Below are 14,950 nucleotides of genomic sequence, written 5' to 3' on the forward strand. Positions count from 1 at the left end.
ATCAGCCCGGCACGAGTCCGTCCCAGAAGTCGCACTGCTCGGTGCGCACGCCGGCGCCGGTGAACGCCGGCACGTCGAGGCCCGCGAAGGGGTCGTCGGCGAGCTCGTAGTGCGGCCACGCGAGCGTCGCCGTGCTGGGGTCGCCGGTGCGGGCGAAGCTCGTCCACGCCTCGCCGAGCAGCTGCGCGAGCGCGAGGTCGTCGGTGTTGGGCGTGTACGCCAGCGGCCCGAACGCGACCGCATCGAAGTTGCCGAACACGTAGACGAGCTCGAGGCCGTGGAACGCCGAGGCGTCGCCCGTCGGACCCACGTCGTAGCCGTCGTACGAGAAGTGGTAGCGGTACACCGGCGCGCTGTGACCCTGTGCAGCCGCACGCAGGGCACGGCGGGCGTTGCAGATGAACTTTGCGTCGGAGGTGATCGCGGTCCAGGCCGCCGACGGCGAGGCGTAGTCCGCCAGGGGATAGCGCGCCTGCACCTGCGGCGCGAGCGGGCCGAAGCTCGCGAGCAGCAGTGCCGAGAAGCCCGCGTCGTCGAGCATGGGGGTGTCACGCGCGGTCTCCTCGGCGTTGGCCCCGATCACGAGTGGGATGTCGAGTGCATCGCCGTTGGCGAGGCGCTCGAGCGTCGACGCAGGCAGCGTCACACCGTCGACGTACGGGCTCCACGCCTGGCTGAGCGCCGAGACGGTGGGATAGCCGGTGGGTTCGGTGGTGAGGACCTGATCGACCGGCAACGCGCGCAGGCACGCGGCCACGTCGGCGACGTCGGTACACGGCGACGCCGCCAACCACGGGTCGGTGACCTCGCTGCGGTACACCGTCGCGCTACGCTGTTCGCAGGTTCCGCTCTGCACCATCGCGCGTCCGAAGAGCCCTTCGGCGTCCGGCGTGCCGACCAGCGCGCAGGTGTCGACCGCCCCCGCCGACTCGCCGAACAGCATCACCTGCCCTGGGTCGCCACCGAATGCGGTGATGTTGTCGTGCACCCACTGCAGTGCCGCGAGCTGATCGAGCAGGCCGTAGTTGCCCGACACACCGCGGGGATCGTCGGCATCGAGCGCATCGAGGGCGAGCCATCCGAGCGCGCCCAGTCGATACTCGACGGTCACGACCACGACGTCGTGCGCAGCCGCGAGTCGAGCGCCATCGTAGAGCGGGTCGCTCGTGCTCCCCACCGTGTGGCCGCCCCCGTGGATGAACACCATCACCGGGCGCATCGCGTCGGCCGTGGCGGACGGCGTCCAAATCGACAGCGTCAAACAGTCCTCGTCGCCGACGATGGGTCCCGTTTCGCTCGCGAGCTGCGGGCACATCGACGGCACCGCGGTCGCGTCGCGCACGTCGGGCCAACACGGAGCAGCCGCAGGTGGCTGCCAGCGCAGCGCGTCGATCGGGGCCGCAGCGTAGGGCACACCGAGGAACGCGGTGACGCCATCCATGGTGGTGCCACGCACGGCGCCGCTCGTGGTCGCCACGGCGTCGACGGGCAGTGGCTCCGGCGCAGCGCAGCTGGGGTTGCCACCCGTGCCCGAATCCGCACTCTCGCCGGCATCTTCCGTGCTCGTCGACGTGGTGCCGGCCGACGCCGAGCCATCGAGTGAGCTCATCGTGATCGGCGCATCCTCGTGGCATCCGACGATCGTCGTCGTTGCCAGCACCAGCGCCCTCGTCGATCGCCATGGCATGTTGGGCTCGATCCTAGCAAGTCAGGTGCCAGCCTCGACGTCGAACATGGCCCGCGGCGGTCAGCCAGCGCCGCGCGCGAGCCCGCCGCCCTTGTCCGAGGTCCATCGACGCGAGGCAAAGGTGAGCGGCAGCTCATGGTGCTGCGAACCGGCCGGCCATGGCCGTGCGTGCGAACATCTCCGCGCGCCGGCATCGCGCCAGCGTCGCAACGGCTACGCGCCTCGATCCATGGTTTGCGCCGAGCGTCGCGTTAGTATCGTTGATCTTGGACGGGCCCGGCACAGACCACGTCGACGACGACACCGCGGTCGCGTTGTTCGCCGGCGAGCTGTCGCCTGCACGCGCGCACGAGGTGCGCCGTCACGCGGTGGCTTGCGAGGCGTGTCGGCAGTACCTGGCCCAGCTCGCGCGCGTGTGGGGTTCCGACGATACGGTCGGTCGCGTGGGAGAGCTCGAACGCCTGCGCGCGGGGGCTCTGATCGGACGCTATCGCCTCCTGCGTCCGATTGGGCGCGGCGGCATGGGCGAGGTGTGGGCCGCGCGCGATCCAAGCCTCGATCGCGAAGTCGCGGTGAAGGTCCTGCGCGTCGATCTCGACGTCGCACGAGTGGGCTCCATCATCGAAGAGGCGACGTGGCTCGCTCAAGTCTCCCATCCCAACGTCGTCGAAGTGTTCGAGGTGGTGCGGCTGGCCGAAGGTGCTGCGCTCGTGATGGAGCTGGTTGCGGGCGAGACCCTACTGCTCTGGCAGCGTCGGCCGGGCCGCACGACGGCAGAGATCGTCGCGTGCTATCGCCAAGCACTGGCGGGCCTTGCGGCCGCCCACGCGGTCGGCGTCACGCATGGCGACTTCAAGCCGCACAACGTGTTGGTCGGCGACGACGCAAGGGCACGGGTGGTCGACTTCGGTTTGGCATCGTCTACCGGCGTCACCGCCGATGGCGCGAGTGCCAGCCGCAGCACGCCGCGCGGCACCGCAGCCTATATGGCGCCAGAGCTGTGGAAGGGCGGCGTTGCCGACGCACGCAGCGACCAGTTCTCGTTCTGCGCGTCGTTGTGGGAGGCGCTGGCGGGCGCGCGCGCGTTCGAGGGCGATGACATCGACTCGCTGCGTCGCGCCGTGCTCGCCGGCGAGCTGACACCCCCGCCGCGGCCGCTGCCGCGGGCGCTCGCGGCGGTGTTGCGTCGGGGCTTGAGCCCTGAGCCGGAGCGGCGATGGCCGGATCTCGCCGGCTTGGGCGACGCGCTCGCCAGCGCCGCGCGGCCGCACGGGTTCGCGAGCGCAGCTGCGCTGCTGACAGTCGTCGCCTGCTTGTCGGCAGTGTTCGCGCTACCACGTGGCGCCGATGATACGTGCGACGATGTCGATGGCTCGCGGGTCGCGACCTGGGATGACGACGCGGCGGCGTTCACCACCCAGCAACTCGTCGATGGCGCTGGCGAGGACTACCGCCGACCAGCAGCGTTCGTGACCCGGGCGGCCTCACGGGCGGTCCAGCAGTGGCGCTCCGAGTTCGCCATCGCGTGCGAGGCCCCGCGAGAGCGAGGTCGTGACCGTCGGGCGTGCCTCGAGCGCCAACGCGCGCTGCTACTGCGCTGGTTCGATGCCGTCGGTGACGTCGACCTGACCCGTACGCGGGCCGATGGCGTCGTCGCCGACCTCCCGCGGCCAACTGACTGCCGGCTCGCCCGCGACGAGCCGGTCGGCGAGTCGTTCGACGCCGTGTTGCGGCGGCGGCTATCGGCGACCGCGCGGGAGATCGACGAAGACGCCACCGACGAAAGTCGCGCCCGCGCCAACGCGCTGCTGCTGCAAGCTCGAGATGCCGCTTCGCCCGCGACCATTGCGATCGCCGAGGGCGTGTGGGGCTACGCACTCCTGCGCGATCACGAGTACGAGGCTGCACTTGCGGCCAGCAGCCGCGCACATCTGGGCGCGCTTGCGGTCGGTGACACGCTGCTCGCGGCCGACTCCGCCAAGGTCGCCGCTTCGATGGCGGTCGAGCTCGGGCGGGTCGACGACGCGCGTCGCTGGCTCCGTCACTTCGAGGTGAGCGGCGACCCCGAGGCTCCGGACTTCGCTGCCGAAGTCCACATGATTGCCGCCGACATCGCCTACATCGCGCGCGAGTACGAGATCGCCGATGGTGAGCTCGCCCAGGCGCTATCCCTCGCCGCTGCCGACAGTCCGATGCGACCGCGCGCGCTGGGTCTTCGAGGTCGCCGCCTCCTCGAGGGCGGTCATATCCGCGAGGCGATCCCTGCCTACGAGGAGATGATCGAGTTCGTGGCCACCCACACCGGTCCGCGCAGCCCCGACATCGCAGTCGCGCTGGAGGGGCTTGGTGTCGCGCGGGCGATGCTGGGACAGACGGAGGCGGCGATCGAGGCTTTCGACGACGCGAGGTCAATCGTGCTCGAGCGCTGGGGCTACGATAGCGAGAGACATGATGAACTCATCGGCAACTACGCACAGGTCCTGGCGCTCGCAGGCCGGCGGGAGGCTGCGCGCGATCTGCTCGCCGAGGTGGCCGTACGACGACGGGCACGGCAGGGCGCGGAGGACCCCGCGCTGGTGCTCTACTACGTGACGGTAGCGAAGTTCGAGACCGAGCTCGGCGATCATTGCGCCGCATTGCGCTGGCTCGACGACGCAGCGGAGATCGATCGTGTCAATGGCAGCCAGTCGTCGTTCCTCGCGGCTTCGATCCGGGCCGCTGCGTTGGATGGGGTGGGCGAGTACGACGCTGCGCTTGCCGTCTGGGATGAGGCACGCGAGGTGGCCGCGGACGACATCGATCGCCACGCGGCCGAGCTCGGACGTGCGCGGATCTACGCGGCGACGCGCGAGTGGGTTGCAGCCGCCGCTGCGATCAGCCGCGCGCGCGAATTCGAGGCTGCGCTCGGGCCCGAGTTCTCGCTGCGGCGCGGCGACATGGAGCGCTTGGCTGCCCTCATTGCCACCCGCAGCGGGCAGCCGAAGCTCGCGCGAGAGGCGATTGCTCGCGCGCGCCGGGCGTTGGCGCAGTCGGCTTTGCCGGATGATCGCGGCATCGAAGCCGACTTGCGCGAGCGCGAGCGCGAGCTCGACGCCCCGACGGTGCGGGGCAGAGCTGCAACTGCGAGTGCGGCGGACGCACGTCGACGGTAGCCACGGATGCGGCAGCGCTCGTGGTCTCAGTCTGCGACCAGCAGCAGGCCGTCTCGATCGGCCAGCATGACGGACATCGCAGGTGTGCCGTCGTTGATGGTCGGTGCCTGAGTACCCTCGATGTGGTGATAGCCCGCTGGCACGTCGACAGTCTGCGGGCCGTTGCCTTTGGGGTTCACCAACGCGAGGCCGTGCTCGAAGCGACGCATCCACACGCCATTCTGGTAGGCATCGGTCTGCGGTGGATCGATCGGCATCCCGAGCCACTTGCTATTCGAGTTGCCGGCGAGATCGTACTCGTCGAACCATGGCACCTCGTGGTAGCCGCCGACCGACGCCGAGAAATAGCCGTCGAGCATCAGCGTGGTCGCGAACGCGTAGCGGAAGTCCTGGTAGGCGTCGGCGCTGGGTAGCGCCACCTCGAACATCACCAACGCCGGTGCCAAGAGGTTGGTGCCGACCTCGCGGTACCATTCCATCGCGCGGTACCACCCCGTGGGCTGGTTCTCGATCGAGTAGCTGGCACCGGCATGTGTCAACGAGAATGAGATTTTTGGGTTGAGAGTTTAGTGAAGTCCGAGCTCGCTCTCCGAGCGATTCTCGGGTGGGTTGATCCAGACTGCCTTGGGGAGCGTGGGCACCTGCGGTGGGCCTGCGACGAAGCGCTCTGGGTTCTTCGCGAAGGCTTCGTTCATCACGAGCTGGCGCTGCGCGAGGACCTCGGTGGCGCGCCCGAAGAAGACGTCGGCGGGAGTGAGGCGAGCGATGCCGGAGTGCCGGTGCTCGTCGTTGTACCAGGCGAAGAAGCGCCGGCAGAAGTCGCGCGCGTGGTCGAAGCTCTCGAAGCGCTCCGGGAAATCTGGGTGCGACTTGAGGGTGTGGAACTCGGACTCGGAGTGCGGGTTGTCGTTGCTGACGCGCGGTCGGCTGAACGACGCCGTGATCTCGAGGTCGCGCAGCAGCTGCTTCACAGTCTTGCCCCTGGGCACGGGCCCGCGGTCGGCGTGCAGCTTGAGCGTGCCCGGTTCGATCCCGTGGCGGTTGCACGCCTCGCGGATCAGCTTCGCCGCGAGCTCGCCGCTCTCCTCGTGGGCGAGCATCCAGCCCGGGTTGTAGCGGCTGAAGAGATCGATGATCACGTACAGCGGGTAGTAGGTGTACTTCACCGGACCGCGCAGCCACGTCACGTCCCACGTCCAGACCTGGTTGGGTGCCGTGGCGATCAGTTCGGGTCGCGCGTACTTTGGGTGCCGGGCTTGATCGCGGCGCTCGCGGATCTCGTCCTGCAGCGCCAGAATCCGATACATCGTGCGGGGATGGCAGAGGTAGTGCTGCTCGTCGAGCAACGTGGCGTGCACGGTCGCCGGCGCCTTGTCGACGAAGCGCTCGGAGTGGAGCACCTCAAGCACGTTGGTCCGCTCGGCTTCGGAGAGCGCGCGTGAAGGTCGTCGACGTGGTCGGCGGGGGCCATGCAGGGCCGGCTGCCGCCAGCGGTACGCAGTGCTCCGCGGCACGCCGAGCGCCTCGCAGGCGACCGCCACGCCGAGCTGGTCCGCGAGTTCGTCGACCGCTGCCTTCACGTCGGCTCCTCGGTGTCGTCGCTGTCCAGCCCCAACACCTCCGAGAGTTTTTTTTGGACCTCGATGATCTTCTCGGCCTTGCGCAGCTTCTCGCGCAGGCGCTCGTTGTCACGCCGCAGCTTCTCCAGCTCGGCCTGCTCCGCCGTCTGCTTCGGCTTGGGTCCGCGTTTGCGCTCCAACGCCTTCAACGTACCCTCGAGCCTCTGCCCGCGCCAGCTCGTGAGGTGCGACGAGTACAGGCCCTCTCGCCGCAGCAGTGCGCCCACTTCGCCCGGCTTCGTGCAGGCGTCGGCATCCTGCAGCACGCGCAGCTTGTACTCCTTCGTGAAGCGCCGCCGATGCGCTCTCTCTCGGGTCTCCGTCTCGACCTTCCGTGGGTTCGCGCTCGATGTCATTTCGTACATGGTCCCTCGCGCCCCTCAGTAAATTCCGGCTCGGCAGTGTCTCATCCCTCGTTGGCACAGGGGGCACCCATCACGTGCTCGAGGTAGGCACCGTGGACGATGTTCTTGTACTGTTCGAAGGGATCGGCGTCCGATGGCTTGTACTCGCCCGAGAGGTCGTTGTCGGCGTTCACCATGATCAGCATCTCGGGGGCGATCTCCCGTGCGCGCTCATAGTAGGCGCGTTGCCCGTCACGCCAGGCGTCCTGCACGGCAGGGTCGTCGTTGTCGTCGTTGTCGCCGTCGCCGTCCCAGTCGGCGTTACTACGCGGACGCCACATGTTGTTGTCCGAGTACCAGACATCGAGGCCGATGTTGCCGACCAAGCGCTCGTGGTCGGATCCAGCAAGCCACTGTGGCCAGTGATCGCCGTTGGCATCGGGTGTGGTGAACAGCGTCAAGTTCGTGTCCCACGCACCGTAGCCGCCGTTGGCCCAGTCGGTGTGGTTGCCGTTGGCGTCACGGGCCCACCAGTCGCCCTCGCCGCCGGGACCGAGTTCGGCGTCGAGTTTCTCCCGCAGTGCAGCGCTCGATGGGGTGCTGTTGTGCACCTCGGTCATGATCGTGTAGTTCGCGAGCAGCATTTCCGGATGCAGCGCGCGGATCTCGGCGATCGCCGATGCCGGCGTGGCATCACCGGGACCCCAGCCGTAGTACATGCCCAGCACCGCGAGATCGAGCCGGGCGATCTCCGCCTGGTACTCAGGATCGTCGTACGACTTCGGGTTGCCGATGAGCATGCCACCCAGGCGCGGGAACGGCAGCATCGGCGTTTCCTCGCCGGTCTCGCCGCTGCTGTCGCCCGAGTCGTCGGGACCGCCGGTCGTGCCGCCGGTAGAGCCGTTCGAGCTACCGCTCGATGTGTCGCCCGCGGTACCAGTGCTGCTGGTGGTGGGGACGGTCCAGGTCGTGCCGGCTTCGCCCGCCGTGGTACTACCCTCGGCACCCTCGCTGCGGACGTCGTCGGTCGGGGCACAGCCCCACGAGAGCAATAGCGCACAGCCGACGCGGATGGGGGACGTGCTCGAGAAGCGCATCGAGGCGTCGACGCGACGAACTCGGGAAGCGTCGCATCGGGGCGGCGTTTTTTCTTCATTGGAGCGCGCACGCAGCGGCGAGGGCGCGGCGCGGGTATCCTGGCCGTTGCGATGGTCACCACCCTGATGGACTCTCGCGCAGTCTTCTGCGCCGCTCTGACGCCCGAGCTGCGCGCCAAGTGGCAGGTCAGCGACGAACTCGAGGCACAGCTTGACGCTGCATGGGCGCGCGCGCTCGCAGCCTTTCCTGGGATCGCCGCCCACGCGCACGCGTTCCTGCAACATCTCGCGGCCGTGGTCGACGCGGAGGTGCTGCCCGCGCTCGCACGCCTCGACCTCGAGGGCTTGGCGCTGGCGTTCGCGGGCGCACGTGGCCTCGATGGGGCCGCCGATACGCTGCTGCGGCTCCACCAACACGATCTACGGCTCGCACTGGTGCGTGCAGGGCTGGAGGGCGACGCGGCCCACGAGGTCCGACAGCGCGTGTTGGTGAAGCTCTTCGGCGCCACCGCCCATCTCGCGAGCTACCGAGGTCGGGGAGACTTCGGCGCGTGGCTCAAGAGCGTGACCGTGCGCGAAGCCATGACGTGGCGGCGCCGCAGCGATGCTCGCGAGCAGGGTGACGAGCGCGAGATCGCGGCGGCCGACGTGTTGGGTACGCAGCCCGAGGAGTCCTTGATCAAGGGCCTGTTCGGCGACCGTGTGGTCGCGGCACTGCGCGATGCGATCGCAGTGCTCGAGCCCGATGATCGGGCTCTGCTACGCAATCGCTTCGTCGATCGGCTCACCCTCGATCAGCTCGCGCTGGTCCACGGTGCCCACCGGGCCACGGTCGCGCGCTGGCTCGCGCGCTTGCGCGATACCCTCGCGGAGGGCATACGCACGCGCCTGATCACCGAGCCCGATCTCGCGCCCGAGGAGTTCGAGCGCTGGGTCGGCTGGGCGCGCAGTCGCATCGAGTTCAGCCTCGGAGGGCTGATCGACGACGCCTCGCGGGGGTGAGCCCAGTCTGCCGTTGCCTCTCGGGTTGGCGCCCGCGCAAATGCCGGGCTGGCGGCGGCCCCGATCGCCTTGACGCGCCGCAGAACCAAGGCGGAGGCTCGATCACCCTGTCCGAGTACCCGACGCCGGCGCCGTCCGATGCGGGGTCCGATCGCGACACGCTCGCCGCGATCGGGATCGAGGCCGCGTCGATGGTCGCACTCGAGGCCGGGCTCGCCCGCGAGCGCACCCGCGAGGCGTTGTTCGGTGCGGCCGGGCGCGCGCTCCAGGTCGATCGGTTCCGGGTGCTCGAGCGCGTCGGCGCCGGCGCGATGGGGGTCGTCTACGCGGCGTACGATCCCGACCTCGATCGCCGCATCGCGCTCAAGCTCCTGCATGCCGGCGCGCCCACCCACGGCACGCGCGAGCGCATGTTGGCCGAGGCCCGCGCGCTCGCGCGACTGAGCCACCCCCACGTGGTCGCGGTGTTCGAGGTCGGCGTGTGTGGCGACGACGACCAGACCGTGTTCCTCGCGATGGAGTACGTGCGCGGTCGGACGCTCCGGGCGTGGCGCGAGCAGGTGCAGCCCGATTGGCGCGCAATCGTGCAGGCGTACGCGCAGGCGGCCCGGGGCCTGGCGGCGGTGCATCGCGCCGGGCTCGTGCACCGCGACTTCAAGCCCGACAACGCAATGATCGACGTCGACGGTCGCGTGCGCGTGATGGACTTTGGGCTTGCCCGCGCCGATCCGACTGGCGCCGCGACGCTGGCCGGCGCGGCGCGGCTGGCCGGCGCCGCGACGCAGGCCGACGCATCGTCGTCGGCCAGCCTCGCGACACCGCCGATGCTCACGCGCTCGGGCGTGCTGGTCGGCACGCCGGCCTACATGGCGCCCGAGCTGTTCGATGGCGCGCCCGCCGATGCACGCAGCGACGCGTGGGCGTTCTGTGTCTCGCTGTACGAGGCGCTGTGGGGGCATCGACCGCACCGCGCGGCGACCCCAGAGGCGCTGGTCGGGGCCTTGATGTCGCGCGCGCCGACCCCCGAGCCGAGCGCGCGCGTGGGCGTGCCGCGGCGGATCGTCGCCGCGATCATGCGCGGGCTGTCACCGACACCGGCAGATCGGTGGCAGTCGCTCGACGCGCTCGCCGAGGTGCTCGAGGATCGCAGCCGCGGGCGCGCGCGAGCGGTGGCCTGGCTCGCAGCCGCAGGGGCCCTGGTGGTCGGTGCGGCCGCGCTCCAGGCCCGCACGCGCGCGCAGGCGTGTCAGGGCAGCGCGCTGGCCTTCGCCGAGGCGTGGAACGACGGCACCGCGGCGCAAGTGCGCGAGGCCTTCGCTGCGACCTCGGCGAGCTGGTCGGCGCGAGCCGGCGAGGACGCGAGCGAGGCGCTCGCGCGCTACGGCGAGCGTTGGGTCGAGGAGCACCGAGCCGCGTGCATGGCTGCGCGCGTCGATCACACCCAGTCGGATGCGATGCTCGACCGGCGGATGCGGTGCCTCGAGGATCGCCGTCGCGACTTCGTCGCGTTGGTCGACGCGCTGCGGGGCATCGACGACGACGCGCTCGAGCACGTCGAGCCGGCGATCCGCGGCCTGGTTCAGCCGCAGCAGTGCGGCGATGCGGCGTACCTCGAGGGTGCGGTCGTGTCGCCACCGCCACCCGCGGTTGCGGACGCGGTCGACGCGTTGCGGACGCAGCTCGCCGACGTCCGGGCGATGTACGAGCTCGGGCGTTCGGTGCAGGCGCGTGCTCGCGTTGCCGGCGTGGTCGAGGCCGCGCAGCAGATCGGATACCCGCCGCTGGTCGCCGAGGCCAGCCTCGGGGTTGGGTCCGTCGAGCTCGCACTCGACGAGGTCGAGGCCGCGCGGGCGCACCTCGAGCAGGCATACTTCGTCGCCCGCACCGTCGTCGATCACCGCACCGCGGCCGACGCGGCGATGGAGCTGGCGTCGCTCACGGGCACGCACACCGACGAGCTCGCGCTGGCGCAGCAGTGGCTGCGCTTGTCCGCGGTCGAGCTCGACGACAGCTTCGAGGCGCGCGCGGAGCTCGACGGGCTCGAGATCGCGGTGCTCACACGCGAGGGGCGTCTCGAGGACGCGTTGGCGGCGGCGCAGCGGCTGCTCGCGCGGGCCGAGAGCGCGTGTCCGCGGGGCTGCGAGGCGCTCGCGGACGCGCACCAGGAGCTCAGCCGCCTCTACGACCACCTCGGCCGCGGACGCGAGGCCGAGCCCCACGCCCTCGCCGCGCTCACGCAGGAGTCGGCGCTGCATGACCACGACCATCCCCACCTCGCGCGGGCCCACTACGTGCTCGGCGAGTTGCTCGACTCGGTGGGGCGCCATGCCGAGAGCCACGAGCAGCTGATCGTCGCGCTGCAGATGCGCGAGCGCATGCTCGGGGTCGATCACCCCGAGACGGCGATGAGTCGCGTGCGCCTGTCGACGACCTTGCTCGCGCTCGGGCGCGGCGACGAAGCGGTGCAGCAGGCCACGCGCGCGGTCGCCTCGGTGAGGGGCCGCTCCGAGCCGCTGCTGCTGGCGGCGGCATTGAGCGAACTCGGCGGCATCCACGGCGATCTCCATCACTACGCCGAGGCGCGCACAGCCTACGAGGAGGCGCTCACCCTCGAGCGTGGCGTGCACCCCGATGGCGACCCGAACCAGGCGATCGTCATCTCCAACCTCGCACGGGTGGCGAGCCAGCAGGGTGATCACGTGGCGGCGCTGGCCGGCTTCGAGCAAGCGTTGGCGATGCGGCGCGCGCACGTCAGCGGCTACGATCCGCTACAGTCGGTCTTCCTGACCAACGCCGGGCGCACGCTGCTGGATCTCGGGCGCAACGTCGAGGCGCTCGCACGGCTGCGCGAGGCGCTCGCGCTCTCGCGCGACGAGGAGATCAGCCGCCACACGGTGATGGCCGCCGGCCTGGCCGCGGCCGCGCTGCGCCCCGAGGATCCCGCGGCCGCGCAGGCCGTGATCGCCGAGGTGCGTGGGCGCTGCGACGCCGCTGCTGCGGCGGTCAGGGCTGCGGCGGGCTGCGAGCGGCTCGGCGAAGGCGAGTGATGCCGCGGCCGCGGCACGTCGAAGTCGCAGGCGACGGACGAGCAGCCAGACGATGAGGGTCAGCATGCGTCGTCCCATCACGGCGCGCGCACGCCGGTGTCCGTCCGTGGCAGGGCATCGAACTCGGCGGCCAACTCCTGCGCAGCGCGCTCGTAGGCGACGGCCTTGCGCAGGCGTCGATGGCCTGCGATCGCAGCACCGCACACGAACGCGAACACGACACCGGCGACCACGGCGGCACGGCGCTGGCGCTCGGCGCGACGCTCGACGCGGCCGAACACGCCGCCTTCGCGGACCGCGGCGGCGGTGTCGATGTAGATCACCCCGACGCGCGGTCGCGCCACCGGCAGGCGCGCGTCGACGCGCGCCCGCTCGGCGCGGTCGAGGCCGGCCGGCGTCGTGTGGCCCATGTGGGTGACGAGGCCCAGCTCGGGTGCGGCGCGGAAGTCGATCTCGGGGTCGATCACGAGCCGGTGGATCTCGGTGCCACGCACGATCGGGAGCGGCAGCACGCCCTGTGCGAGCACGGTCGCCAGCGGCAGGCTCGCATGCAGGTGGCCGCTGGCGTCCGGGGTCAGCGCGACGATCCGTCCTTCGTCGTCGCGCACCGGCGCATCGTCGGAGCTCGCAGCCGCCGGGAGCGGCACGGCGAGCGCGAGCGCCTCACCGACGTGTGCACGCGAGGGGATGCACTCCACCCGGACGGTCTCGTCGACCACGGCGACGTGGTGGTGCGCCTCCGCGGCGATCTCCGGCTGCGCGAGCGCCAGCCACCAGCACGCGGCGTTCATCGACCCACCACGCGGTCGATGCCGCTGTCGAAGACGGTGTTCTCGGGCAGGATCGGCGACGCCATCGCCACGAACTGCAGCATCGCGGCCAGCTGCACGAACACCGTCACCGACAGTGGGATCGCGAGCAGGCCGCGGTTCATCTCGGCCGGGGCACGCACCACCGTGCTGCGCGCAAACGTCACGACCGCGACCACCAGCGCCGCGATCGCCGAGCCCATGCCGAGGTAGGGCCCGGCCCACGAGCTGGTGTGGTAGTAGAGCGCGACCAGCGGGGACATCACCGCCAGCACCAGCGTGCCGGCGAACAACGAGGTCGCGAACGACAGCAGCAGCTCCCGCGCGGATGATCCGTGGGCGCCCAGCCGCAGGGCCAGCAGTCCGGCGGGGATGGCCGAGAGCGCCGAGAGCAGGACGACCATCGGCACCTTGTAGGCGTTGCCGAGTGCGAGGACGATCGACGAGCTGCCGGCCGCCAGGGCCCCAGATGGCCGCGAACACCAGCGCGGCCAGGGTTGCGGCGATCGTGAATTGGGTACGTTGGGCGGGACCTTCGTACTCGACCCGTTGGCCGACGGCCAGCTGCAGCAGATTCGACATGAGCGAGAGTGCGGACGACATCGGGTCGGAGCGTCCCATCGCCATGCGAAGCGGCCGTCGCAGTGCAGTCGCACGCGCGGCAAAGACCGGTGAAACCGCCATGAACCCCGATTGCGGCGGTTGTCGTCGAATCGGGACGGCAGGGCTTGTGTGGGCGTGCGCCCACGATGTGAGCCGCGATCGGTCGTCGAAGCGATGCATGCGGACTCGGAAGTCGAGGCCTCGATCGGTGTCGAATCGGTGTCGATCCTCGGCGGGCCCGCGCGTCGGCGTCGGCGGGTGACCGTCCCCCTTGCGTGCCAACCACTAGGCAAACGCGCCCGCCATCCGCGATACTACGTTGGCCCTTCACCATGGACTTCATGCGTTCGAACCTGCCCTCGACCGTGCTCGCACCGATGCTCCTCACCGCCTGCCCATCGGCCTCGCCCGATCAGGTCGGCGAGGACAGCGGCTCGTCGGGCATCGTGACGACGTCCCCGAGCGGCACGTCACTCTCGGGCACCGCATCGGCTTCGGACACCGGCAGCGGCAGCTCGGGCAGCTCGGCCGACAGCACCGACACCGACCTCAACTGCGGCGTGGTCGACTACGAGCTGCAGGCGGTGCCACCGAACGTCGTGCTCGTGCTCGACAAGTCCGGCAGCATGGTCAGCGACAACGATGTCGACGGCAACGGCGAGATGGACGGCTTCTGGGACCACGACGCCGATCCGATGACCCCACCGATCTCGCGCTGGAACAGCCTCTACAACGTCGTCGAGTTCGTGGTCGACGGCTTCGACACCCAGATCAACTTCGGCGGGGTGCTGTTTCCGTCGCAGAACGCGACCAACCAGTACTCGGCCAACGCCTGCAAGGTCGCGACGACGCCGGAGATCCCGGTCGCGACCACGAACGCCGCGGCCATCCTCGCCGGCATCCCCCCTGCGACCGCGACCACCGAGATCCAGGGCGCGACGCCGGCGACCGCGGGCATCCAGACCGCGCTCGATCACCTCGCGACCCTCGACCCCGAGGTGCCGAAGTTCCTCATCCTCGTGACCGACGGCGCCGCCAACTGCAGCGCCGACAATCCATCGCCGCCCGATCTGCTCGAGGTCTACGACGACAACCTCCCGGTCTTGGTCGGGTCGGCCTACACCGACCTCGGCGTGCCGACCTTCGTGGTCGGCATCGACATCGTCGATGCGCTGGCGGGCGTCGGCGCCGACGGGGTCCCCGAGGCCAACACGTTCGTCGAGCTGAACGCGGTCGCCGAGGCCGGCGGTAGACCGCAGCCCGGCAACGAGAAGTTCTTCAACACGGTCAACGAGCTGGAGCTCATGTCCGCGCTGGGCGAAATCGCCGGCGCCGTGGTGAGCTGCGTGATTCCCCTGGAACCGCCGCCGGACTACCCCGACTACGTCGAGGTCCAGGTCGGCGGCGTCGACATCCCGCGGGTCGATGACTGCAGCACCGAGGACGGCTGGGTCTTCAGCAACCCCGATGGGCCCTACGACTCGCTCGAGCTGTGCGGCAGCGCGTGCGATCAGCTCATCGCCGTCGGCACCGTCGATGCGACCTACGGCTGTCCGCCGGCCGGCTGATCCCGAGTTCGTGCGAAGGCCC

Annotated in this window: 11 protein-coding genes; 4 read left to right on the forward strand and 7 right to left on the reverse strand. The window is 70.3% G+C overall.

The window, feature by feature from the left end; all coding sequences use genetic code 11:
* Nucleotide 1: 1 nt before the first annotated feature.
* Nucleotides 2-1,609 (reverse strand): carboxylesterase family protein, encoded by a 1,608-nt coding sequence (locus IPH07_39135; GenBank protein MBK6923468.1) that lies wholly within the window; start codon nucleotides 1,607-1,609, stop codon nucleotides 2-4.
* A 236-nt stretch (nucleotides 1,610-1,845) separates the two neighbouring features.
* On the opposite strand from IPH07_39135, the gene IPH07_39140 reads away from it, so the two are divergent.
* Nucleotides 1,846-4,839, forward strand: a complete 2,994-nt coding sequence (locus tag IPH07_39140) for a protein kinase (protein ID MBK6923469.1) — start codon at nucleotides 1,846-1,848, stop codon at nucleotides 4,837-4,839.
* Between the two features lie 26 nt (nucleotides 4,840-4,865).
* Here the strand turns inward: IPH07_39140 and IPH07_39145 are convergent, their stop codons facing one another.
* Genes IPH07_39145 through IPH07_39160 form a run of 4 tightly spaced genes read right to left on the reverse strand, consistent with a single transcriptional unit; the run spans nucleotide 4,866 to nucleotide 7,899 of the window.
* A complete protein-coding gene (locus IPH07_39145) occupies nucleotides 4,866-5,378 on the reverse strand; it encodes a hypothetical protein (GenBank protein MBK6923470.1) in 513 nt (170 codons plus the stop codon).
* A 27-nt stretch (nucleotides 5,379-5,405) separates the two neighbouring features.
* On the reverse strand, nucleotides 5,406-6,419 hold the full coding sequence (locus tag IPH07_39150) for an IS3 family transposase (protein ID MBK6923471.1): 1,014 nt from the start codon (nucleotides 6,417-6,419) through the stop codon (nucleotides 5,406-5,408).
* The gene (locus IPH07_39155; GenBank protein MBK6923472.1) at nucleotides 6,416-6,814 is read right to left on the reverse strand and encodes a transposase; all 399 of its coding nucleotides are present in this window, start codon (nucleotides 6,812-6,814) and stop codon (nucleotides 6,416-6,418) included. The genes IPH07_39150 and IPH07_39155 overlap by 4 nt, the downstream gene beginning before the upstream one ends.
* A 50-nt stretch (nucleotides 6,815-6,864) precedes the next feature.
* Complete coding sequence (locus IPH07_39160) at nucleotides 6,865-7,899, reverse strand: hypothetical protein (GenBank protein ID MBK6923473.1); 1,035 nt, start codon at nucleotides 7,897-7,899, stop codon at nucleotides 6,865-6,867.
* A 126-nt stretch (nucleotides 7,900-8,025) separates the two neighbouring features.
* Here IPH07_39160 and IPH07_39165 point away from each other — a divergent pair, with 126 nt between their 5' ends.
* Nucleotides 8,026-8,901, forward strand: coding sequence for a sigma-70 family RNA polymerase sigma factor (locus IPH07_39165; protein ID MBK6923474.1), 876 nt, complete (start codon nucleotides 8,026-8,028; stop codon nucleotides 8,899-8,901).
* 191 nt (nucleotides 8,902-9,092) lie between these two features.
* Nucleotides 9,093-11,948 (forward strand): tetratricopeptide repeat protein, encoded by a 2,856-nt coding sequence (locus tag IPH07_39170; protein MBK6923475.1) that lies wholly within the window; start codon nucleotides 9,093-9,095, stop codon nucleotides 11,946-11,948.
* A gap of 77 nt (nucleotides 11,949-12,025) precedes the next feature.
* Here the strand turns inward: IPH07_39170 and IPH07_39175 are convergent, their stop codons facing one another.
* Together IPH07_39175 and IPH07_39180 are read right to left on the reverse strand one after the other, a co-directional pair.
* Nucleotides 12,026-12,739, reverse strand: coding sequence for a hypothetical protein (locus tag IPH07_39175; GenBank protein MBK6923476.1), 714 nt, complete (start codon nucleotides 12,737-12,739; stop codon nucleotides 12,026-12,028).
* Entirely contained in the window at nucleotides 12,736-13,161 is a 426-nt protein-coding gene (locus IPH07_39180) for a hypothetical protein (GenBank protein ID MBK6923477.1), read from the reverse strand. Before IPH07_39180 ends, IPH07_39175 begins: the two co-directional genes overlap by 4 nt.
* Nucleotides 13,162-13,692: 531 nt before the next feature.
* Between IPH07_39180 and IPH07_39185 the strand changes: the two genes are divergently transcribed.
* Entirely contained in the window at nucleotides 13,693-14,928 is a 1,236-nt protein-coding gene (locus tag IPH07_39185; protein MBK6923478.1) for a VWA domain-containing protein, read from the forward strand.
* The last annotated feature ends 22 nt before the right edge of the window (nucleotides 14,929-14,950 follow it).

The sequence above is a fragment of the Deltaproteobacteria bacterium genome (assembly GCA_016709225.1).
In the GTDB taxonomy this organism is placed as follows: domain Bacteria; phylum Myxococcota_A; class Polyangia; order Nannocystales; family Nannocystaceae; genus Xiheibacterium; species Xiheibacterium phototrophicum.

Bases quoted from the DNA above. Each gene is read 5' to 3' on its own strand.
- IPH07_39135 (MBK6923468.1), bottom strand. From the start codon at position 1,609: ATGAGCTCACTCGATGGCTCGGCGTCGGCCGGCACCACGTCGACGAGC.
- IPH07_39140 (MBK6923469.1), top strand. From the start codon at position 1,846: ATGGCCGTGCGTGCGAACATCTCCGCGCGCCGGCATCGCGCCAGCGTC.
- IPH07_39155 (MBK6923472.1), bottom strand. From the start codon at position 6,814: ATGACATCGAGCGCGAACCCACGGAAGGTCGAGACGGAGACCCGAGAG.
- IPH07_39160 (MBK6923473.1), bottom strand. From the start codon at position 7,899: ATGCGCTTCTCGAGCACGTCCCCCATCCGCGTCGGCTGTGCGCTATTG.
- IPH07_39165 (MBK6923474.1), top strand. From the start codon at position 8,026: ATGGACTCTCGCGCAGTCTTCTGCGCCGCTCTGACGCCCGAGCTGCGC.
- IPH07_39170 (MBK6923475.1), top strand. From the start codon at position 9,093: ATGGTCGCACTCGAGGCCGGGCTCGCCCGCGAGCGCACCCGCGAGGCG.
- IPH07_39175 (MBK6923476.1), bottom strand. From the start codon at position 12,739: ATGAACGCCGCGTGCTGGTGGCTGGCGCTCGCGCAGCCGGAGATCGCC.
- IPH07_39180 (MBK6923477.1), bottom strand. From the start codon at position 13,161: ATGGTCGTCCTGCTCTCGGCGCTCTCGGCCATCCCCGCCGGACTGCTG.
- IPH07_39185 (MBK6923478.1), top strand. From the start codon at position 13,693: ATGGACTTCATGCGTTCGAACCTGCCCTCGACCGTGCTCGCACCGATG.